Raw genomic sequence first — 20554 nt, 5'->3', positions numbered from 1 at the left:
CGGCTTTTCCTCGCCCGCTATACCCATGTTGAAATCCTCCTTTTCCGCCGCCCTACTTTCCCTGGGCTTGGCACTAGCCCAACCCGCCGCGGCTCAGAATAGCTACTTTTTCCCCGCCGCTCAGGCCAGCACCTTCGACCCTAAAATTCCGACGCCCGAGCAGTTTCTGGGCTACGCCATCGGCACGCACTACACCCGCACCGACCAGATTGTGGCCTACCTGCGGGAGCTGGACCGGGTGTCGGACCGGGTGAGTCTGCGCACCATTGGGACGACCTTCGAGGAGCGGCCCCAGGTAGTGGCCACCATCACCGCGCCCCAGAACCAGCAGAATCTGGCCGGCTTGCAGCAGGCCCGCCGGGCGCTAGTCGACCCCGCCCAGCCCGCGCCCGACTACCGCAAGCTGCCGGTGGTAGTTAGCCTCAACTTCGGGGTGCACGGCAACGAAAGCTCCTCCTCGGAAGCGGCGTTGCTCTTGGCCTATTACCTGACGGCCTCCACCAGCCCCGAAACCCAGCAGTGGCTCGAGCAGTCAGTCATTACCCTCGACCCGCTGGAAAACCCCGACGGGCGCGACCGGGCCTCGCACTGGTTTGACCAGAACAAGTCGTGGCCCAACCCCACGGACCCGCTCGACCGGGAGCACACCGAAGCCTGGCCCGGGGGCCGCACCAACCACTTCTACACCGATTTGAACCGGGACTGGCTGGCCCTGACCCAGCCCGAAAGCCGAGCTCGGATGGCGTTTTTCCACGAGTGGTACCCCAACGTGATGATAGACTTTCACGAAATGGGCACCAACGGCACGTATTATTTCGAACCGTCCAAGCCCTTCAGCACCGAAAACGACCTGATACCCCGGGCTACCTACGAAGTGCTCAACGTGCACCTGGCCAAGTACTTCGCCAAGGCCCTCGACAACCTGGGCTCGTTGTACTGGACCAAGGAGCAGTTCGATAACCTCTCGCCCATCTACGGCTCGACCTACCCCGATTTTCAGGGCGGCGTGGGCATTACCTTCGAAGTGGGCAGCTCCCGGGGCCTGGCGCAGGAAGGCACCAACGGCGTGGTCACCTTCCCCTTCACGATTCGCAACCACGTGGCTACCGGCCTGGCCACGGTGCGGGGCGCGGTGGAGGAAAAAGAACTGTACCTGAAGCACCAGCGCGAGTTTTTTGCCTCGGCCCTGAGTGACGCTCGTAAGTTCCCGACCAAGGCTTATGTCTTCGGCAACGCCCAGGACGAGACGCTGACCAACAAGTTCTTGAGCCTGCTGCTTCAGCACAAAATTGAGGTGCACGAGCTGGGCAAAACCGTCACGCTCGACAAGCAGCCGTTTGAAAAAGGCAAGGCCTACGTGGTGCCCACGGCCCAGCCCCAGTACCGCATCGTCAACTCCCTGTTCGAGGAGCTGACCGCCTTTCACGACAGCGTGTTCTACGACGTAACCGGCTGGAGCCAGGCCCACGCCTACGGGCTGGCCGTGGCCAAGCAGAAGAATATCAGCCTGGTGCAAGGCGCCCCAGTGCAGGCCGTCAAAACCCTGAATGGCACGGTGCGCGGCGGCCAAAGCAGCTACGCGTACCTTCTGCCCTGGTCGGACTACAACGCGCCTCGCACCCTCACGGCCCTGCAGCGGGCCGGCCTGACGGCCAAAGTCAGCTTCAAGCCCTTCAGCGCCGGCACGGCTGAAAGCTCCACCGACTTCGGCTACGGCACGCTCGTCATTCCCGTGGCCACCCAGAAGCTGCCGGCCGATTCCGTATTTCAGATTGTCAGCCGGATCAGCCGCCAAAACCAGGTCACGTTTACCAGCGTCGGTACGGGTTTCAGCGCCAAGGGCATCGACTTGGGCTCTAACAACGTGCGCACGGCGCCCGAAACCAAGGCGGCTATTCTGGTAGGGCAGGGCACCAACTCCTCGGAAGTGGGTGAGGCCTGGTTTGCGGCGAGCCAGCAGCTGGGCTTGCCCCTGAGCCGTATTGAAATCAGCAACTTCGGCCGGGCCCCGCTGGGCCGCTACTCCAACATCGTGCTGGTGGGCGGCACGTACGCCAGCCTCGACAAGGCGGCCGTGGCCAAGCTGAGGCAGTGGGTACAGGATGGCGGCACGCTCATTACCCTGAAAAATGCCTCAGAATGGGCTATCAAGCAGGGAATCGTGAAGGAAAAACTGCTGATTCCGGCTTCTGGCGGCTGGGCCGATACTACTGCTACAGCTGGGGCGAAAGGTAAAGCCGCTGCCCCCGGCCGGTCCGATTTTGTACAGCAAGAGCAGGAGGGCACCCGCGCCATTGCCGGCTCTATCTACTCAGCCGACATTGATATCACCAATCCCATCGGCTTTGGGCTGACCAGCCGCCGGCTCTACGTATTCCGCAACGGCACTACCTTCCTTAAGCCCAGCCGCAACCCCTACGCCACGGTAGCGCAATACACCGCCCAGCCACTGGTGAGCGGCTACGTGTCGAAGGGTAACCTGAAGCAGATCAGCAGCTCGGCGGCCGTGGTGGTAAGCAAAGTAGGCGCCGGCCGGGTCGTGCTCTTCGCCGATGACCCTAACTTCCGTCACTACTGGCACGGCACTTCGCGCCTGTTTGCTAACGCCCTATTACTCGGACCCCTGCTGAATTTGCCCGAAGGTCCGGCGGCCATTTCGGCCGAGGAAGAGCAGGAGTAAAGGAGTCGTTTAGTTAAAGGGGATGTCAGGCTGAAATAGCTATGATTGAGTGTCTTACTGCTGGATTTCCGCGCCTGGTTTGGCAACAGAATTCCACTTTACCACCAATGCTGGTCGCCGTACTGCCAGAGCCACACCGTGAGGCTCCACAGGCCCCAGAGCAGCAAGCCCAAGAAAATGAGGAAGCCGATGAGTACCACCGTAAGCAGGCCCCGGCCGCTGCCCGTGTGCCGGCCCTCGGCATAGTGCCGGCGCAGCAGCGCCACGTTGCGCTCATTACTTTTGTAGGCGAAGTCGAAGATGTTGCCCAGCACCGGAATGGCTCCTACGATGGTGTCGAGCAGGATATTGAGCATCATGCGCACCACTACCGCGCCGCTGGCGCCGTGCCGCATCATGGTCATCAGCAAGGCTCCCGATACAGCGAAAGTCGACAGGTCGCCGACGACGGGCAGCAGGCCCAGCACCGGGTCGAGGCCGAAGCGGAAGGAGGTGCCGGGCAGGCGAAACTGGCTATCCATAAGCCGGGCCACGCGCTCTACCCAGCGCAGCCGCTCATCCTGGTCGAAGGTGGGAGTGGAGCCGGGGGAAATATCAGTGCGAGTTGGGAGAGCCATTGGAACAGGTTTTTTCTGCCTTTAACGCGTTGCGCCGTAAAAGGACGAACTCCGTTTTAGCGGGGCGGCCAACCCGGCGGGCTGTTCGGCGGTTATACAGCCGCATTCTTTCTCGTTCACCACCAACCACACACTATGGAAACTCGAATTTTGGGCCGCAACGGCCTGCGCGTATCGGCCCTGGGCCTCGGCTGCATGGGCATGTCCGACTTCTACGGCCAGCGCGACGATGCCGAAAGCACCCGCACCCTACACCGCGCCCAGGAGCTGGGCATCACCTTCTTCGACACGGCCGATATGTATGGCCCGTATCTGAACGAGGAGCTGGTGGGCCGGGCCTTCCAAGGTCGGCGGCAGCAGGTGGTTATTGCCACCAAGTTCGGCATTCAGCGCGACCCGAACGACCCCGCCAAGCGCGGCGTAAATGGCCGCCCTGAGTACGTGCGCCAGGCCTGCGACGCGAGCCTCAAGCGCCTCGGCACCGACTACATCGACCTTTACTACCAGCACCGCGTCGACCCCAACACGCCAATTGAGGAAACCGTGGGTGCTATGGCCGAGCTGGTGCAGGCCGGCAAAGTGCGCCACCTGGGCCTTTCGGAAGCCGCCGCCGATACGGTGCGCCGCGCCAATGCCGTGCATCCCATTGCGGCCCTGCAAACCGAGTATTCGCTCTGGAGCCGGGAGCCGGAAGACGGCGTGCTGCAAACCTGCCGGGAGCTAGGCATCGGCTTTGTGCCCTACAGCCCGCTGGGCCGCGGCTTTCTCACCGGCCAGATTCAGCAGTTCGAAGACTTGGACCAGGACGACTACCGCCGCCACACGCCCCGGTTTCAGGGCGAGAATTTCCAGAAAAATCTGGATCTGGTAGCCCGCATCAAAGACCTGGCGGCCCAAAAAGACTGCACCGCCAGCCAGCTGGCCCTGGCCTGGGTGCTGGCCCAGGGCGAGGATATCGTTCCGATTCCAGGCACCAAGCGGGTATCGTACCTGGAAGAAAATCTGGGGGCGCTCCAAGTGCAGCTCAGCCCCGACGAGCTGGCCCAACTCGATGATATTGCCCCAAAAGGTGCCGCTGCCGGCCTGCGCTACCCCGAGCAGATGATGCGCAGCGTGAATGGATGATGATTTGATGTGGTGAATGTGGGCAATGTGCTGATGTGCTAATGCGCAACGTGTCATTGCGAGGAGGCACGACGAAGCCATCCGTCCTCTGCGTAGTACGCCCCGTCCTTTTACCAGAAAGCCCTTTCTCGTTGTTACGGGAAAGGGCTTTTCAGTTTAGAGAGCTTTCTACATTTGAGAGGACGGATTGCCACGGCCTTTGGCCTCGCAATGACGCATTGCTCACATTTAAGAAACCCTATCGTTTCAGCGGCGGCAGCAAATCAATCAGGCCATCTTCACTCACGACGATGGCTAAACAAGCGTAGCGGCTGCTTTCCACGTAACGCACGGCCGAGTTGTAGCGGGAGCCGCGCGAGGAGTCGCCTTTTTCGGTGGCCAACCCGTCGAGAATGGCCCCGATGGCGTAGCACACGCCGGTCGGGTCGATGAACACCGCCCCGTCGATGTTGGTAACCAGGCGCAGCACCGAGGGCGTCATGATGCGGGGCGTGACGCGGAAGCACTGCCGGGTGAGGCGCACCGCCTCCTGCGACGCGCCCTCCGAAATAACCAGAATGGTGCCGTTGGTTTGCTTGGTCGCCTTTTGGGTCAGCTCCCAGAGGTAGGCAATGCCGGGCTCATCGGTATGGGGAAAGGTGCGCTGCACGGCCCGGGCGAAGTTTTCGGCATCGACGCGGCCCTGGGGCAGGCGCGGCGTATTCGACACCACTTTCATCATTACGTGGTCGTTGTGGCTCAGCTCCCAGCTGTAGTGCTTGGTGAAATGCACCGTAAACAGCGGCTCGAAGTGAGGGTCGCTGGGTTCTACCACGTGGCCCAGTCCAAACACGTCGGAGGCATCGGTAATGAGCGACGTGCGGCCCTCGCTCAGCTCCAGCAGCTTCCGGATCGAGCGGTGGTCGCGCAGCGGAATGGGGGTTTCCAGCGTCAGCACGGGTACTACGGCCGGGTGGTGGCGGCGGGCTACCAGCATCGTGCCCACGCCTTCGTCGCCCTCGTGGCGCAGGGCGGCCACACCGTTGCAGGCATCGTAGAGGCCGTGGGTGCCGGCGGCGGCGCGCAGCATAAAGCGGCGGCCGGCGGCGCGCAGCACCTCGTTGTAGTCCCGGTCGAGCACGGGGCGGTCCTCGTCAGTTTCAGTTTCGCGCAGGGCCCGGGAGCAGTCCTGCAAAAACTCGTATACGGCCGCGTTCAGCAGCGACGGGGAGCGGGTGCCGCGCTGCTGCACTGGCAGCGAGTAATAGCTATGATAGGCGTCGCTGGAAAGCTGCAGCACAATAACGACTAGGTAGCCGTGCAAGCTCACGGGCAGGGAGCAAAAGCTGATCCGGTCTTCGCCGCGCTGCTCGGTCAGGTCGGTGAGCAGCTGCAGTGTGGAGCGGCGCATCAGGTCGTACCAGCGCAGCTTTTCGTAGCGGTCCTGGTCGGTGGAGTAAAGGTGATACACATTGTCGCGCGGGCCGTCGGGCTCAAGAGCAGCAGCGTGGGCTTTCACCTCCGAGAAGTCGGCGGGCGAGTAGCGGTGGTTGGCGGGCTCAATGACGACGGCCTGGGGCTCGTCCGTTTCGCGGGCGGAGGCCAGGCCGAGCAGAAAAACTTCGGGCTTGAGGTTACGGTCGAGCAGGTTAAAAATGCCATCGGCAAAGAGTTGGGCCGTGACACGGAATAGGCTTTGGTGGTCCCACATGGACATCGAGGGGCGGGGCAAACGGGCGAGAGGAAAGGGCGTACTGCGGAAGGTACGGGAAAACGCCGCAGAAGGTGGTAGCCGGGGCTGGTAAGATTACGGCCGGCCTGCCGCTACGGCCCTGTAGCGCTGGAAAAATAGCCCGAAAAGCGGCGCAAAAAGCCCCGATTCTGCTTGCCATTGGTTCCGTAGAAGCGTACCTTAGAAAGACCAGTACGCTTGTGCTCACCACTGTCAGCGCCTAACGGTTTCCGTTATGTTTATTGATATTCTACTGGCTTTTTTCTGCGCGCTGTCCTTCCTGCCCTTCACCACCGGATACTGCGCTTACAGCTACGGCCGCTCGTTCTGGCTGTGGTTTGGGCTGGGGTGCGTGCTGCCCATTTTGTCGTTTTTCATCCTGTTTGCTCTGCTCTACCGCAAGGAAATGAACCGGGGCGAGCAGCTGCTGGCCGAGGCCAAAGCCATTCTGGCCGCCGCCGAAGCCAAAGACCGGGAAGTGCCCATCGGCGGGGAGGAATAGCCAGCCAGCAGAAGCGGCAGAATTACTTTTCGGCGGCCAGCCATTGCTGCACGCCCCGCGCCACCCAGGCGCCGGTGCTCAGGCAGCCCTGCAGCAGGTAGCCGCCTGTGGGTGCTTCCCAGTCCAGCATTTCGCCGGCCACAAACACGCCCGGCCGCCGCTTGAGCATCAGCTGCTCATCTGCCTCTTCCCAGGCCACACCGCCGGCGGTAGAAATGGCCTCGTCCAGCGGCCGCAGCCCGGTCACCGGAATCGGGAGTTGCTGGAGCAGGGCGGCCAGGGTTTCCGGGGAGTTGCCAGCTTCGGTGGGGGCCAGTTCCCGCAGCAGCGTGGGCACGGGTGGGCCCAGGCGCAGCGTTTTTTCCAGGTATACCGCCAACGACTTGCCATTGCGGGGCGTGCGGAGCTTCTGCAAAAGCTGGTCGGCGGAGAGGTCGGGTTTCAGGTTCAAATACAGCGGAGCCGGCAATTCAAGCTGCAAAGCAGTCCGCAACTGGGGCGTGAGGGCGTACACCGGCGTGCCTTCCAGGCCGTAGTCGGTCAGCAGCAGCTCGCCGCGCACGGTGTGGCCCTGGCAGGTGAGGGCAATGTTCTTGAGCGGAGTCCGGCCCACTTTCTCCCGGAAAAAAGCCGACCACGCCACTTCCGCTCCGCAGTTGGAAGGCGCAAACGGCACACACTGCACCCCAACCTGCGTCAGCGCCGTGGTCCACTGGCCGTCGGAGCCGGTTTTAGCCCAGCTGGCCCCGCCCAAAGCCAGCACCGTAGCCGTTGGGTGAATAATAGATTCCTGGCCGGTGGCTTCGTCGCGCAGCTGCAAGCCGTTATTGGGCGCGAAACCCAGCCAACGGGTGCGGGTTTGTAGCTGCACCCCTAGGCTTTGCAGCCGATTCAGCCAGGCCCGCAGCACCTGAGCCGGTTTGTGGGCGTCGGTTGGGAATACCCGGCCGCTAGTACCCACGAAGGTTTCGATGCCCAGCTGTTGGAGCCACTGGCGCAGGTCGGCGGGGGAGAAGTGCGCCAGGTAACGGCTGAACGCCGGGCTTCGGGCGGCGTAGCGCAGCCCAAAGCCCGGCAGAGGCTCAGCGTTGGTCAGGTTGAAGCCGCCGTGGCCGGCCACCAGAAACTTGCGCCCCACCGTGGGCTGGGCATCGTAAACGGTGACCTGGTGGCCCGCCTCGGCTAGGCGCTGGGCCGCCAGCAGCCCCGCCGGGCCGCCCCCGATAACGGCAATAAAAGACGCCATAGATTCGATAATATTCGGAGCACAAGGTACGGCGCCGGGCGTTGGCAACAGTCCGTTTAGGTGGCAGCGCCTGGCCGCAGGGCGCCGAAAAAGTCGGCTGCGGAGGCACTGGGCCCGTATAGCCGAGCTATCCGTTGGACTTTTTTCAAGTGTATGGGGCCGTATTCTATTCTCATCGGGCTGAGCATTGCCGTCATTCTTTCCTACCTGTTCGACCTGGCCGCCCGCGCCACCAAGGTGCCCTCGGTGCTGATGCTGCTGCTCACCGGCATTGCCCTGCGCCAAGCCGCCGACTACTTCGATTTTGCCCTCCGCGTTCCGTCGGTCGTGCTGCAGATTTTCGGCATCATCGGCCTGATTATGATTGTGCTGGAAGGGGCTATGGATCTGAAAATCAGCCGCGACAAAGCGCCGCTCATCCGCCGCTCGTTCTTTGCCGCCGCCCTGATGCTCATCGTGCAGGCCGTGGCCATTGCTGCTCTGCTGCATGCCTACGTGGGCACCTCCTGGCAAAGCTGCCTGGTCAATGCCATTCCACTGGCCGTCATCAGCAGCGCCATTGCTATTCCGAGCGTGGCCGGACTGTGGGGCGAAAAGCAGGAGTTCATTATCTACGAAAGCACGTTTTCCGACATCCTGGGCATCATGTTTTTCAACTTTGCCCTCCAGGACGATTTTGCCCAAGGCGTGTCGGTCATCACCTTCTCGCGCGACGTGGTAGCCATTGTCATCGTGGCCATTCTGAGCACGGCGGCCCTGGCTTTCCTGCTCGACCGGATCCGGCTGCACATCAAGTTCTTCCTGATTTTTGCCTTTCTGATTCTGATGTACAGCGCCGCCAAAAAGCTGCACCTCTCCTCGCTGCTGCTGGTGCTGGTCTTCGGCCTCGCCGTGAACAATGCCGAGCTGTTTCTGAAAGGCCCGCTGAAGCGCTGGTTCCGGCCCGAGCGGCTGGCCGGCGAGCTGCACCAACTCAAGAGTATCACGGCCGAGTCGGCTTTCCTAATCCGCACGTTCTTTTTCCTGCTCTTCGGCTACTCCATCACCCTGGCCAGCCTATTGAGCGTGGCGCTGCTGCTTCAGGGCCTGCTCATCGTGGCCGTGCTCATGGCCATCCGCTACGTGTACCTGCGCTTTATTGCCCGCACCGATTTGGTGCCGGAGCTCTTTATTGCCCCTAAGGGCCTGATAACGGTGCTGCTTTTTTACAGCATTCCGCCCGAGCACCTCATCGGCGAAGTCAGTGAAAACATCCTCTTCGTCGTCATTCTGCTCACCGGAATTCTGATGATGATAGGTCTGCTACTGGCCCGTAAAGAGCCCGAAATCGGGGAATACTAGGGGTAATGTGCTCAGGTGCTAATATGAGCAATGTGGGGAATGTGGGTAATGTGGGTAATGTATCATTGCGAGCGAAGCGCGGCACCCAAAGGACAGCGAAGCTAATCCGTCCTCTGAAATGTACTCAGCTTCCTTCAGTGAAAAGCCCTTTCCAGAACGTTCTGGAAAGGGCTTTCTGGTAAAAGAGCGTAACTACCTGCGCAGAGGACGGATTGCTTCGTCGTGCCTCCTCGCAATGACACATTTTCACATTCCCCACATTGCTCATATTAGCACCTGAGCACATTAACTTTCATTCCGTCTCCTTCAGCAGCTGACGGCGGTAGCTGGCCAAAATGGCCGATTTCAGCACGAAACCCACGTAGCGGCCGTTGCTGACCACGGGCAGGGCCCAGGCATTGAGCTGCTCCATACAGCGCAAAATGTCCAGCATCGTATCGTCGGGGTTGACGACGGCCGGCGGCGGCGTCATCAGGTCGCGCACCCGGGTGGTGGTGTAGTGTTCGTCGTCGAATAGCGCGTCGCGCACCGTATCGAGGGCCACGATGCCCACCAGCCGCCCCCCGGCATCGACGACGGGAAACAAATTGCGCGTGGCGTGGCGAAACACCATGACCAACTCGCCCAGGGTGCTGTCGGGGCTAACGGTGACGAAATCGGTGTTCAGCATCGACATTGGGTCGAGCTGGGCCAGCAGGCTCCGGTCACGGTCGGCGTGCATGTACACGCCCCGCGTCACGAGCTTGCGGGTATATACCGAGTAAGGCTCGAAGTAGCGCGTGATGAGGTAGGAGCTGGAGCACACCACCATCAGGGGCACAAACAGCGCGTAGCCGCCGGTAATCTCCGCAATCAGGAAGATGGCCGTAAGCGGCGCGTGAATGACGCCGGCTAGCGTACCGGCCATGCCCAGCACAATGAAATGCACCTCGGAAATAGGGTAGAGGCCACTCAGATTAATAAGGCGCGCGGTGATGAAGCCCACCAGCGCGCCGGCAAACAGCGAGGAGCCGAACATGCCGCCGTTGCCGCCCGAGCCCACCGTAATGCAGGTAGCAAAGACCTTGAGCAGCATACTGGCGGCGGCCACGAGCAGAATCGTCCACACGTTTTCGTCGCGGTACACCGAAAACAGGGAGCCGTCGGTGAGGCGCTCGGGTTGCCCGCCCAGCAGTAGCTGCACGATGTTGTAGCCCTCACCATAGAGCGGCGGAAACACAAACACCATCACACCCAGGGCCAAGCCGCCTAGTGCCACTTTGGTGAAGGTGCCTTTCTGGCGCTCGAAATACTTGTCGGCCAGGAAGTACACCCGAATCATGTACACCGACAGCAGCGCTGCCATCAGTCCCAGCACGATGTAGAACGGAATGGCCTGCACCGGCCAGGTGGTGGTGATAAGCACGAAAGGCTGGCCCGCGTACAACGATTTGGACACCACCGTGGCCGTGGCCGAGGAAATGAGCAGCGGAATGAAAAACGGGGCCGACAGCTCCGACAAAATCACCTCCACGGCAAACAGCACCCCGGCAATGGGACTGTTGAAAATGGCCGCCACGCCTGCCGCCGCCCCGCAGCCTACCAGCAGCCGCCGCTCGCGCCGCCCCACCCGCAGAATGCGGCCCAGGTTGGAGCCCAAAGCCGAACCCGTCACAGAAATCGGGGCTTCCAGACCGGCCGAGCCACCGAAGGTTACGGTTAGGAAGGCGGTGACGAGCTGCGAGTACAGCTTGCTACGCGGCACAATGCTGCCCTGCCGGGCAATGTTGTAGATGATGGGCCCGATACCCCGGCTCAGTGTACCATTCAGCACAAACCGCGTGAAAAGCACCGTGAGGCCGATACCGATAATGGGGTAGAGAAACAGCGCGAATACGCGGTCCTGCTCCGGCACCCAGGAGTAGAGCAGCTCCTGGGCCTTCTGCACCGATGTTTTGAGCACCACCGCCGCCAGGCCCGCCAGGCCGCCCACCAGCACGCTCACCAGAATCAGGTACACCCGGTCGTTGACGTGGCGTAGGCGCCAGAGCAGCAGGGGGCTGAGCGTACGGTGCAGCAGGGTTTTGGGCATCGGCAGGGGAGCGGAAAAAAACGGGGGCGGGCGTGCCGTAGCCCAACTACCCTAACTCAACGCATGATAGCGAAAAACGGGTACGGCCGGGCCTGCAAACCCGAAAAAAACTACTGTGCTACTGTCTGCACCGTGTAGCCCTGCTCGGCCAGGCGGGCCTTCACGTCGCGCATCAGCTCACTTTTTAGCTCCAGCGTGCCCCGGCGGTAGTCCTCGGAAAAGGCCCAGAAGTAGGCGCGCAGGTCGGCGGCGTTGGCACTGGCTTTTTCTAGGATGACGTAGGGCGTGTGTGGGTCTTTGGATTCGACTTTCGGATTGGCCCGCAGGTAGTTCAGCAGCAGCGCGGCGGCGTGTTCCGAGTCGCCGGTTGCGCCCAGGTCGATGGTAACCAGGAAGTCCTGGCGAATGTAGCCGTCGCGGGTGAAGTTGATGAGCGGCTCACGCAGAACCATGGCGTTGGGCAGAAAGATGTGCTTGCCGTCGAAGGTTTTTATCAGCGTTACGCGTAAGCTCAGGTCTTCGACTTTGCCCACCAGATCCTTGATCTGCACCGTATCGTGAATGCGGAACGGGCGGTTGAAGGCCAGTACCACGCCGGCCAGAAAGTTTTCGGCAATGTCCTTCAGAGCAAAGCCCACGATGAAGGCCGACAGGCCCGCGCCGGCCACCAAGCCGCCTACTATAGCATACAGGCCCACAACTTCCATGGCCAGCACGAGGCCGGCCAGAATAAGGGCCCAGCGGCTGAAGCGGGTCAGGAAGTCGGCCATCAGCGGGTCGTGCGACTTGGCCCGCAGCTTGCCGCCCAGCAGGCTACTCAGGTGGTTGGCCACGAAAATGGCCAGAATCAGGACGACTAAGGCAATGAGAAGCTTGGGGGAAATATAGAGGAACTGTTGCCAGTAGGTATTCAGAACGCGCTGCAAATCAGTGAACATGCCCGGGAGTTAAGTGCTCAAATAAGGCTGGCCGCGGCAGTTGCCGGTCAGGTCTAAGCCCGCTTGTACGAACAGGCGACACGGGAAGGTTCGGAACGGCTTAGCTTGGCCGGTTCAGCTGCCACCGGAAAAACAGCGTGCCCAGGCCGTACGCCACCGCGTCGAGCGGATCGGCCACGTGCTGGGCCGAAAGCAGGGGCAGGGCCACCTCAAACCACAGTGCCACGTAGAGCCAGGCCCCTAGCAGCCACGAATCGGGCAGAACGAAAGCCGCGTTTCGCTGCACCCAGCGGCGCTGCACCACCAGGGCCAGAGTCAGAATGACGGGCATGGCCAGCAAATCGGAGAGGTAGGCTGTGAGCAGCGGCGGCAGCGGCCAGTGCCCGACGCGGGCGTTGAACTGGTAGAGCACGTACGTCAGCAGCGGCAGCCAGAACGCCGGCCGGCCAAACTCGCGGGGCAGCTGCATTTAGCCGGCCGCCAGCGTGAGAAACCACAGAATGAACGACACCGTGGCGGCAAAAGCCAGCTGTCCGCTCCGCACCATCTGCTTGAAAAGCCGCACTACGCCCTTGTCTTCGGGCTTTATCTCAATCATCATGAACTGGGGCAGGGGCGCTTTGGCTTCCTCTTCGCGCCGCTGCTCGCTACGGTTGCGCACCGGGTCCAGGAGCTGCCCGCACCGCTCACACAAATCATCCGACTTCTGCTGCCACGGCGACCAGAATCCACAGTGGGGGCACTTTTTGGCGGCGGAAAGCGGGGATGCATCGTTCATCCGGCAAAGGTAAGGCCTGCGCGCTTGCCGTGCCGACTGGTTGCCCCACACGATTATGTGGTAGTTTGGGGTAAACCCGGCTATTTTGCCGAAAATACTCTGTTTCTATGGACGCTGATAAATGCCGGGGTGCGTTGCTGGGCCTGGCCGTAGCCGATGCGCTAGGCGTGCCCGTCGAGTTTGAAAGCCGGGCCCGCCGCCGCCTCGACCCGGTGGCCTCCATGCGCGAGTACGGCACCCACCACCAGCCCGTTGGCACCTGGTCCGATGACTCCTCGCTGACGTTTTGCCTGGCCGAGTCGTTGGCCAAAATCGGGGCCTATGCCATTGATACGCACGATTTGAGCCGGCGCTTTATCAATTGGCTGGATTTCGGCTACTGGACGCCCCACGGCCAGGTATTCGACGTGGGCGTGGCCACGCGGGCTGCTATTGCGCAACTGCGGGCGGGTGTAGCTCCCGAAAAGGCCGGCGGCCAGGGCAACTACGACAACGGCAATGGGGCTCTGATGCGGATTCTGCCGTTAGTATTTCATCCGCTCTGGCAGCAAGCCGCTGCCGCGGAGCGCCAGCGCCTCACGCACCGCGTGGGCAGCCCCACACACGGCCATTACCGCTCCACGCTGGCCTGCTACCTCTATCTAGAAATGGCCTGGGGACTGGTACAGGGCCTTACGCTGGCTCAGGCTCACCAACAGCTGCTGCGGGAAGTAGTCCCCGCACTGCTGCCGAAGCTGGCCAAGGAAATTCACCATTTTACCAGGGTGCTGGATGCGCAGCTGGCCCTTATCCCGGAAGCTGATATTCATTCGTCGGGCTATGTGGTGCATACCCTGGAAGCGGCGCTGTGGTGCCTGTTGCGCGGGCAGTTCTACGCCGATACGGTACTCACGGCCGTCAACCTCGGCGACGATACCGATACCACCGGCGCCGTGGCTGGCGGCCTGGCCGGGCTCTACTATGGCGCTGCACAAATTCCCGCCGACTGGCTGCAGGTGCTGGTGAAACGGGCTGAAATAGAAGCCCTGGCCGACCGGCTGAGCGAGTTGAAATAAGTAAGGATTAGGCTAAAAAGCAGCACGTCATGCTGAGCTTGTCGAAGCATCTCGCGTGCAATGGTAAAATTGATTACTACTGCGGTAGAGATGCTTCGACAAGCTCAGCATGACGTGCTTTCTGTTCCTGAAAAGCTGGTTTACAGCTCCATAATATCCTCGTTCCAAAGCGTGGGCTCGGCTTCGACGAACTCGTTCATCATGTCCACGCACTCCTGCAGGTCCAAGTCCACGACTTCTACGCCGTGGCTTTCCAGAAAGGCCCGCGACTCGCCAAACGTGCGCGACTCGCCCACCATCACTTTCGGAATCTTGAACTGTACGATGGTGCCGGCGCACATGTAGCAGGGCATCAGGGTAGTATAGATTACCGTGTCGCGGTAGCTGCGCTGGCGGCCGGCGTTGAAGAGGCAGTCCATTTCGCCGTGCTTGATGGGGTTGTCTTCCTGCACGCGCTTGTTGCGCCCCCGGGCCACAATTTTGCCGTCGCGCACCAGTACCGAGCCGATGGGAATACCGCCCTGCTGGCGGCCCTGGCGCGCCTCGTCGATGGCGGCCTGCATGAATTCGTCCATGATATTTCTTTTTTGTGGGAGTAGAGAAGAGTGAAGTAAGCAAAAGTAGCATTCCTGCTCCCATCTGTCATCAGCCGGTCTGTCATCCTGAGCTCTGCGAAGGACCTTCCTCACCTCAGTGATAAGGCCAAGTAAATGTGAAAAAGCCCTTTGCCGCGTGAGTAGTGAAAGGTTTTGGTACGTTGGCAGTAAGCGGCAGTGGGTAGGCGAGGAAGGTCCTTCACTCCAATTCGCGCCGTTCAGGATGACAGATGGGAAAAGGCAGGTAGCTTACCGGGCGCAAATGCCCCGGTAGGGGCAATACTGGCATCGGTCCAGGTCGTCGGTTTTGCGGATGGGCTCGGCGGGGTCCAGAATCTTGCGAGCAAACTGGGCCAGCAGCTCTTCGCCTTTCTGCACGAAGGACGTGCCGTCTTCCGTCAGAAACGCCATGTCGGCCGTCATAGGCCCGGCTGCAAGGTTGCGCAGAGAAATGATGGCGGCATCGGCGGCGGGGCGGCCGGTGCGCTCCAACATGAAGCGGTAGAGCCAGAGCTGCCGCACCTTGTCGGCCGAGGAAGTAGCGTCGGACAGCAGCCGCTCGGTAGCTGCCGCCGCATCGTCGCCGCGCTTCTGCAGCTTCAGGTCGTAGGGCTGCACGAGGCCGGTTTTGTAGTCGACCACGCGCAGGCGGCCGTCGGGCAGCTCGTCGAGGCGGTCAGTGTAGCCAAACACTATCATCTCCAGCGTGTCGCCATCGGCCAGCAGCACCGGCACTTTCGAGTCGAGGATTTTTTCCAGCGCCACCACCCGCAGCGGCAAGGCGCCGGGCGTTTCGAGCAGGCCTTCGAGGTAGCGCCGCACCAGTTGGGCGGCTACCTGGCTCAGCACGTGGTTCAGCCCTTCGTCGGGCCGGGCGTGGCGCTCATCCTGCTCGTGGCGCAGGGCCCGCTCCAGCTCCTGCGGAATCAGGCGCACCAGCACCGGAATATCGCCGGCCGTAATGGCCTTCTGACCATCCACGAAGGGCTTAAACAGCATTTCCAGCGTTTCATGCACCACCGTGCCGAAGCTGTCGGCGCCCAGCTTTTCCTCCACCTCATCGGCCTCCTGAAACTTGGCAATGCGGGCAAAATAGAACTGCAACGAGCAGTTCAGGTACTGATTCAGGGCCGAGGGCGAAAGGCCTTTTTCCAGCAGAGTGCGCAAAGCGGCCAGCATTTCGGCATCTTTTTCCAGCACCAAATCCCCGCCGTACTCGCGCCGGGCGGCCGTGCCGGGCTGCTCGTCGTCGAGCACGGTGGCCGTCAGGTCGCGCAGGGTCAGATTCGGGCTCTGGGGGAGCAGGTCGTTCTGAATCTGGAGCAGAAACCGACTTCGCTCCCCGGTGCGCGCACCCTCGCCGCCGGGCAGCACGTGCAATAAGTCTACGCGCCGGGCCCGCTGCAGCAGCCGCCAGAACTGGTGGGCCGTGGCCGCTTCGTGGTCGGCGTAGGTGGGCATTTTAAACTGCGTGAGCACGTCGTAGGGAAACAGCGACGAGTTGTTTTTGGGCGCGGGCAATATCCGCTCGTTGCAGCTCAGAATAATGACGTGGTCGAAGTCCAGGGCGCGGGTTTCGAGCAGGCCCATCACCTGCACGTCGGCAATGGGCTCCCCGCTGAAGGGCAGGCGGGTACGCGTCATTTGCTCGTAGAGAAACCGCCGGAAAGAGCGCACCGACAGCCGCTGCTCCCGGCAGTCGAATACCGAGTCGAGGCGCTTGACGAGGGTGTAGAACAGGAACAGATACTCGGCCTCAATAGCCGAATGCTTATCCTGGTAGGCTTTTTTGAGCAGATCAATCAGCGTGTAGCAGGCCGCAATGATGTCGTCGCAGGTGTCCCAGGTGGCAAATAGCGCCTCCACCAGCGGGTGCTGCTTACCCAGCTCGACCAGCTCGGTGGCGGGCAGCAGCACGGCGTTGCGCTTCACGATTTGCTGGCAGATCTGGTCGAGCAGGCCGTGGTATTTCTTGTTTGGCTGCTTGTCGAGCCATTGCTGGTAGCGGCGCAGAAACGGGTGACCCAGCAGCTTCGTCACGGCCAGATGGTGGTAGCGCGGCACGCCGTAGCCGGTTTCCGCACTGCCCTCCCGAATGCCGGTCAGGTGCACCTCAAAGAGCAGATCAACTAGGTTGAACAGCGGCGTGCTCTGGAAGCTCAAACCCATCGTGACGTTGTATTCGGGCACTTCCTCGGGCGGCAGGCCGTGCAGCACGGGCAGCAGCAGGGTTTCGTCGGGCAGTACCACGGCTACTTTGGCGGCGGGGTTTTCGCGGCGGGCGGCGGCCAGCAATTGCCCTGCTACCTTGCCCTGCATGCTGGCGTTGGCCACGCCCACAAACTGAATTTCGCGCTCCAGTGTCCGCAGTAGGTTGGGCATACCGGTGCCAGTGTCGCCGAAGGCCTCGGCCGGCAGCTCCCAGTTTTTGCGGTACTGGCGCAGGTGCTGACCGGCGCGGTTGGGCGAGTCGGTTTCCAGGTAAAACGCGTCGCCGTCGAAGCGCACCTCGGCCCGGTTTTCCTTGAGCAGCAGCTGAATCAGGCGCTGCTCGGCCCGCGACAACGAGCCCAGACCCAGAAAGACGTGGTGGGGCAGCGCTTCTTCCTGCTCCAGCCGCTTCTGCACCTTGTTCACGGCCAGGCGGTAGGCCAGGCCAGGGTAGGCCAGGTGGGTTTGCTCCATGCGCCGGCGCAGCTGCCAGTACACCTTTTCCAGGTCGTCCCAGAAGCGGAAGTAGGCGGCCGTCGTGCTGATTTCGGGCGGCGTTTCGGCCAGCTGCCACCGTTCCAGTGCTTTGGCCTGCGTGAGGTACTCAAACACCTTGGCGGGCGAAGCCAGGTTCTGGTCGAGGTTGGAGAAATCCTGCACCAGCAGCCCCGACCAGCCCACGAACTGGTCAAAGTCGAGCTTGGCGTCGATGCCGCGCAGGATGTCGAAGAGTATCAGTTGCAGGGCAATGGGCTCTTCTACCTGCACGCCCGACAGCTCCACCATGTAGTCTTCCATGGCCGCCACGCGTGGGCTCCACACCGCCGAGCCGGCTTCGGCGGCCAAGCTCAACTCGTTTTTCAGATACACCACCGCCCGGCGCGTGGGCACCACCACCACCAGATCCGAGAGGGCCGAGCCGGGAAAGCGCGTGAGTAAGTCGCGCGCTGCCTGGCTCAGAAAGGAGTCGGTGGTAGTGATGGGCAGGGTGGCAGAATCAGAAACGAGCGGCATAGATTTTAGAACGAACGAAGCGGGCGGAAAGTGGTGAGCCGAAGAAAAAGCCGGGTGCCAGCTGGAAATAATACCCCAATATTGTACTCCGGCGGGTGGTTCCCGGAAGTAGTCTTTACCTTATGAAAGCAAAGCACGCACTTATCGTATTAGTTCTGGGCCTGTGCGTCGATTTCGTGGGCGCGCTGTTCAAAATTCAGCATTGGGCCGGTGGCTCAGGGCTGCTCATAGCTGGCACGGTGCTCAAAGTCGCCGGCGCGTTGCTGTTGCTCTACAAGCTGCTCACGCATCCCAAAGTGAGGGAATTTCTGAACTGGTAAAGCTGCCGCACTCTGAAACTGTTAGTGGCTCACGGCTACTTCCGGCTCCGGTACGGCTACCGGAGCCACATAGTGCCGCAGCGACTTCATAGCCAGCAGCATACTGCCCACCGTGAGTATGGCGCCCGTCAGGAAGGCTGCGCCGGGGAAATGCACTGGTGCTTTGGGGCCGGTGAAATAGGAAAATAGATTGGTCATCAGCGGCGGACCCACAATGGAGGTCAGGCTGACCAGGCTCGTCAAAGCGCCTTGCAGCTCGCCCTGCTCATTGGCCGGCACCTGCCCCGACATGATGCCCTGCAACGCCGGCCCCGCAATACCGCCCAGGCAGTACGGCACCAGGAAAATCAGCATCGACCAGCCGGTGGGGGCCACGGAAAACAGCAGAAAGCCCAGCGCGTACATTCCCAGACCAATAAACACCGAGCGTTTGGGGCCCAGCTTCGGGTTGAGCCGTCGAATCAGCAGGCCCTGCACCAGGGCCGTGAGAGCCCCGATAACGCCCAGCGAGTAGCCCACCCAGGCCTCATTCCAGTGAAACTTGTACATCGTGTAGTACGACCAGGTGCTCTGGGTGGAGTGGGCGGCAATGTAAACCAGCACCAATGAGCCCACCATACCTAGAATAACCGGGTACTTCTGTAGCTGCCGCAACGAGCCGATGGGGTTGGCCCGGCGCCAGTCGAACTTGCGGCGGTGAGCTTCATCCAGCGACTCGGGCAGAATAAAGAAGCCGTAGAGCCAGTTGAGCAGCGTGAGGCCGGCGGCCACCAGAAACGGCACCCGCGGCCCGAATTGCCCCAACGTGCCCCCGATAACTGGCCCGATAATGAAGCCCAGACCAAAGGCGGCCCCGATCATACCAAAGTTCTGGGCGCGTTTTTCCGGGGTGCTGATATCGGCAATGTAAGCCGAGGCCGTGGTGAAACTGGCCCCGGTGATGCCGGCAATGATGCGCCCCACAAACAGCCAGCCGATAGACGGCGCGAAGGCCAGAAACAGATAGTCGAGGCCGAAGCCGAACAGGGCCGTGAGCAGCACCGGCCGCCGGCCGTATTGGTCGGAGAGGTTGCCCAATACCGGCGAAAACAGGAACTGCATGCTGGCAAAGGCAAACATCATCCAGCCCCCGTACTTCGAGGCCTCGCTCAGCGAGCCGCCAATCATCTGGCTGATGAGCTTTGGCAGCACCGGAATGATGATGCCAAAGCCAATGACATCCAGCAGCAGCGTAATAAAGATGAAGCCGAGGGCGGCCTGGCGTTTATCAGATGGCATGGCAGTGGATTGCTAATTTTTTTGGCGCGGCTAAAATACTAAATTTTTGCGCATTATTAGAGGCGAAGGATGGATTTATACGCGCAGAATAACCCTGCAGGGGTGAACACTAAAAGTACGAAAGCTGGCAGCGGCGAACATATTTGCCCACTTCACGTTCTTTCGCAATTCATATATAAAGATTTTCTAATACCATTCCCCCTTTCCCTTTCTGATGAAAAAGCAATTCCTTACCGTCGCCGTGTGCCTGGCTACCGCCGCCTTCTCCGGCGTTCAGGCCCAAATCAAGCTCAATACCAAGACGATTGGCGCGGGCCTCAAGGCTGCTAAGGCCGTCACGCTCAGCGACGAAGAGGTGATAGAGCACACCCGCGAATACGTGACCTGGATGGATGCCAACAACCCCGTGGCACCCGCTACGCACCCGCTGGCCAAGCGCCTACAAAAGCTGGTTGCCAACCTGGGCAGCTACGATGGCATGAGCATGAACTACAAGGTGTACTTGGTGAAAGACGTGAATGCCTTTGCCTGCGCCGACGGCAGCGTGCGGGTATTCGCGGGCCTGCTCGACCTGATGACCGACCAGGAAGTGCTGGGCGTAATCGGCCACGAAATCGGGCACGTGAAGCACAAAGACTCCCGCGACGCTTTCCGCACGGCGCTGCTCAGCTCGGCCCTCAAGGACGGCGTGTCGTCGCAGGGAGGTACTGGCGCGGCCCTCAGCGACTCGCAGCTCGGCGACCTGGGCCAGGCCGTGGCCAATGCCTCCTTTTCGCGGGCGCAGGAAAGCAGCGCCGATGGCTACGGCTACGAGCTGCTGAAAGCCCAGAAAGTTAATCCGTGGTACATGGCTTCGGCTTTCGGCAAACTCCAGAAACTGTCGGAAGAAGGCGGCCAGAGCAAGGCCTCGAAGGGCGCCCAGCTGTTTTCCTCCCACCCCGATACAGAAAAGCGCATGGCCGTCGTGACCGAGCGGGCCACTAAAGACGGTTTTGCCAAGCCGGTAGCCAAGTAGTCCGGCCCGTCACTAACCTTTGCCAAAAGAAGGCGTTAGTAGGCTCCGAAGCTGGT

17 protein-coding genes are annotated in these 20554 nt (G+C 61.2%); 7 read left to right on the top strand and 10 right to left on the bottom strand.

From position 1 onward, the window contains the following. Nucleotides 1-25 precede the first annotated feature (25 nt). Nucleotides 26-2680 (top strand): M14 family zinc carboxypeptidase, encoded by a 2655-nt coding sequence (locus tag LGH74_RS23230; RefSeq protein ID WP_226180281.1) that lies wholly within the window; start codon nucleotides 26-28, stop codon nucleotides 2678-2680. A gap of 98 nt (nucleotides 2681-2778) precedes the next feature. Here the strand turns inward: LGH74_RS23230 and LGH74_RS23225 are convergent, their stop codons facing one another. Further along, complete coding sequence (locus LGH74_RS23225) at nucleotides 2779-3297, bottom strand: DUF4112 domain-containing protein (protein ID WP_226180279.1); 519 nt, start codon at nucleotides 3295-3297, stop codon at nucleotides 2779-2781. A gap of 135 nt (nucleotides 3298-3432) precedes the next feature. Here LGH74_RS23225 and LGH74_RS23220 point away from each other — a divergent pair, with 135 nt between their 5' ends. Continuing rightward, nucleotides 3433-4422: an aldo/keto reductase gene (locus tag LGH74_RS23220; RefSeq protein ID WP_226180277.1), complete on the top strand. Its 990-nt coding sequence runs from the start codon at nucleotides 3433-3435 to the stop codon at nucleotides 4420-4422. Nucleotides 4423-4660: 238 nt separating this feature from the next. Here the strand turns inward: LGH74_RS23220 and LGH74_RS23215 are convergent, their stop codons facing one another. Further along, entirely contained in the window at nucleotides 4661-6133 is a 1473-nt protein-coding gene (locus tag LGH74_RS23215) for a diadenylate cyclase (RefSeq protein WP_226180275.1), read from the bottom strand. Between the two features lie 235 nt (nucleotides 6134-6368). Between LGH74_RS23215 and LGH74_RS23210 the strand changes: the two genes are divergently transcribed. Beyond that, a complete protein-coding gene (locus LGH74_RS23210; RefSeq protein WP_226180273.1) occupies nucleotides 6369-6635 on the top strand; it encodes a hypothetical protein in 267 nt (88 codons plus the stop codon). Nucleotides 6636-6657: 22 nt separating this feature from the next. On the opposite strand, the gene LGH74_RS23205 is transcribed toward LGH74_RS23210, so the two are convergent. Next, the gene (locus LGH74_RS23205; RefSeq protein WP_284439294.1) at nucleotides 6658-7881 is read right to left on the bottom strand and encodes a BaiN/RdsA family NAD(P)/FAD-dependent oxidoreductase; all 1224 of its coding nucleotides are present in this window, start codon (nucleotides 7879-7881) and stop codon (nucleotides 6658-6660) included. A 153-nt stretch (nucleotides 7882-8034) separates the two neighbouring features. Between LGH74_RS23205 and LGH74_RS23200 the strand changes: the two genes are divergently transcribed. Beyond that, complete coding sequence (locus LGH74_RS23200; RefSeq protein WP_226180271.1) at nucleotides 8035-9222, top strand: cation:proton antiporter domain-containing protein; 1188 nt, start codon at nucleotides 8035-8037, stop codon at nucleotides 9220-9222. 292 nt (nucleotides 9223-9514) lie between these two features. Here LGH74_RS23200 and LGH74_RS23195 read toward each other — a convergent pair whose 3' ends face one another. The 4 genes from LGH74_RS23195 to LGH74_RS23180 form a co-directional block, all read right to left on the bottom strand. Continuing rightward, complete coding sequence (locus LGH74_RS23195; protein ID WP_226180269.1) at nucleotides 9515-11293, bottom strand: chloride channel protein; 1779 nt, start codon at nucleotides 11291-11293, stop codon at nucleotides 9515-9517. A gap of 110 nt (nucleotides 11294-11403) precedes the next feature. After that, on the bottom strand, nucleotides 11404-12231 hold the full coding sequence (locus LGH74_RS23190; protein ID WP_226180267.1) for a mechanosensitive ion channel family protein: 828 nt from the start codon (nucleotides 12229-12231) through the stop codon (nucleotides 11404-11406). A gap of 100 nt (nucleotides 12232-12331) precedes the next feature. Next, nucleotides 12332-12700, bottom strand: coding sequence for a magnesium citrate secondary transporter (locus LGH74_RS23185; RefSeq protein ID WP_226180265.1), 369 nt, complete (start codon nucleotides 12698-12700; stop codon nucleotides 12332-12334). Next, nucleotides 12701-13009, bottom strand: coding sequence for a hypothetical protein (locus LGH74_RS23180; protein ID WP_226180263.1), 309 nt, complete (start codon nucleotides 13007-13009; stop codon nucleotides 12701-12703). Between the two features lie 107 nt (nucleotides 13010-13116). Here LGH74_RS23180 and LGH74_RS23175 point away from each other — a divergent pair, with 107 nt between their 5' ends. Continuing rightward, complete coding sequence (locus tag LGH74_RS23175; RefSeq protein ID WP_226180261.1) at nucleotides 13117-14064, top strand: ADP-ribosylglycohydrolase family protein; 948 nt, start codon at nucleotides 13117-13119, stop codon at nucleotides 14062-14064. 140 nt (nucleotides 14065-14204) lie between these two features. On the opposite strand, the gene LGH74_RS23170 is transcribed toward LGH74_RS23175, so the two are convergent. Both LGH74_RS23170 and LGH74_RS23165 read right to left on the bottom strand, forming a co-directional pair. Beyond that, a complete protein-coding gene (locus tag LGH74_RS23170) occupies nucleotides 14205-14639 on the bottom strand; it encodes a nucleoside deaminase (RefSeq protein ID WP_100336328.1) in 435 nt (144 codons plus the stop codon). Between the two features lie 270 nt (nucleotides 14640-14909). Continuing rightward, entirely contained in the window at nucleotides 14910-17885 is a 2976-nt protein-coding gene (locus LGH74_RS23165) for a PD-(D/E)XK nuclease family protein (protein WP_226180259.1), read from the bottom strand. Nucleotides 17886-18007: 122 nt separating this feature from the next. Here LGH74_RS23165 and LGH74_RS23160 point away from each other — a divergent pair, with 122 nt between their 5' ends. Then, nucleotides 18008-18205, top strand: a complete 198-nt coding sequence (locus tag LGH74_RS23160) for a GldL-related protein (protein WP_226180257.1) — start codon at nucleotides 18008-18010, stop codon at nucleotides 18203-18205. 21 nt (nucleotides 18206-18226) lie between these two features. Here LGH74_RS23160 and LGH74_RS23155 read toward each other — a convergent pair whose 3' ends face one another. Then, nucleotides 18227-19483 (bottom strand): TCR/Tet family MFS transporter, encoded by a 1257-nt coding sequence (locus LGH74_RS23155; protein ID WP_226180255.1) that lies wholly within the window; start codon nucleotides 19481-19483, stop codon nucleotides 18227-18229. A 214-nt stretch (nucleotides 19484-19697) separates the two neighbouring features. Between LGH74_RS23155 and LGH74_RS23150 the strand changes: the two genes are divergently transcribed. Further along, complete coding sequence (locus LGH74_RS23150) at nucleotides 19698-20498, top strand: M48 family metallopeptidase (protein ID WP_226180253.1); 801 nt, start codon at nucleotides 19698-19700, stop codon at nucleotides 20496-20498. The last annotated feature ends 56 nt before the right edge of the window (nucleotides 20499-20554 follow it).

The sequence above is a fragment of the Hymenobacter lucidus genome (genome assembly GCF_020447265.1).
GTDB lineage: Bacteria > Bacteroidota > Bacteroidia > Cytophagales > Hymenobacteraceae > Hymenobacter > Hymenobacter lucidus.
Note: the sequence above shows the minus strand (reverse complement) of the source record. Positions and strands in the feature narration are given on the sequence as shown.

Excerpts from the sequence above, each read along its gene's own strand:
- LGH74_RS23230 (WP_226180281.1), top strand. The coding sequence starts at position 26 with ATGTTGAAATCCTCCTTTTCCGCCGCCCTACTTTCCCTGGGCTTGGCA.
- LGH74_RS23225 (WP_226180279.1), bottom strand. The coding sequence starts at position 3,297 with ATGGCTCTCCCAACTCGCACTGATATTTCCCCCGGCTCCACTCCCACC.
- LGH74_RS23220 (WP_226180277.1), top strand. The coding sequence starts at position 3,433 with ATGGAAACTCGAATTTTGGGCCGCAACGGCCTGCGCGTATCGGCCCTG.
- LGH74_RS23210 (WP_226180273.1), top strand. The coding sequence starts at position 6,369 with ATGTTTATTGATATTCTACTGGCTTTTTTCTGCGCGCTGTCCTTCCTG.
- LGH74_RS23205 (WP_284439294.1), bottom strand. The coding sequence starts at position 7,881 with ATGGCGTCTTTTATTGCCGTTATCGGGGGCGGCCCGGCGGGGCTGCTG.
- LGH74_RS23200 (WP_226180271.1), top strand. The coding sequence starts at position 8,035 with ATGGGGCCGTATTCTATTCTCATCGGGCTGAGCATTGCCGTCATTCTT.
- LGH74_RS23195 (WP_226180269.1), bottom strand. The coding sequence starts at position 11,293 with ATGCCCAAAACCCTGCTGCACCGTACGCTCAGCCCCCTGCTGCTCTGG.
- LGH74_RS23190 (WP_226180267.1), bottom strand. The coding sequence starts at position 12,231 with ATGTTCACTGATTTGCAGCGCGTTCTGAATACCTACTGGCAACAGTTC.
- LGH74_RS23185 (WP_226180265.1), bottom strand. The coding sequence starts at position 12,700 with ATGCAGCTGCCCCGCGAGTTTGGCCGGCCGGCGTTCTGGCTGCCGCTG.
- LGH74_RS23180 (WP_226180263.1), bottom strand. The coding sequence starts at position 13,009 with ATGAACGATGCATCCCCGCTTTCCGCCGCCAAAAAGTGCCCCCACTGT.
- LGH74_RS23175 (WP_226180261.1), top strand. The coding sequence starts at position 13,117 with ATGGACGCTGATAAATGCCGGGGTGCGTTGCTGGGCCTGGCCGTAGCC.
- LGH74_RS23170 (WP_100336328.1), bottom strand. The coding sequence starts at position 14,639 with ATGGACGAATTCATGCAGGCCGCCATCGACGAGGCGCGCCAGGGCCGC.
- LGH74_RS23165 (WP_226180259.1), bottom strand. The coding sequence starts at position 17,885 with ATGCCGCTCGTTTCTGATTCTGCCACCCTGCCCATCACTACCACCGAC.
- LGH74_RS23160 (WP_226180257.1), top strand. The coding sequence starts at position 18,008 with ATGAAAGCAAAGCACGCACTTATCGTATTAGTTCTGGGCCTGTGCGTC.
- LGH74_RS23155 (WP_226180255.1), bottom strand. The coding sequence starts at position 19,483 with ATGCCATCTGATAAACGCCAGGCCGCCCTCGGCTTCATCTTTATTACG.
- LGH74_RS23150 (WP_226180253.1), top strand. The coding sequence starts at position 19,698 with ATGAAAAAGCAATTCCTTACCGTCGCCGTGTGCCTGGCTACCGCCGCC.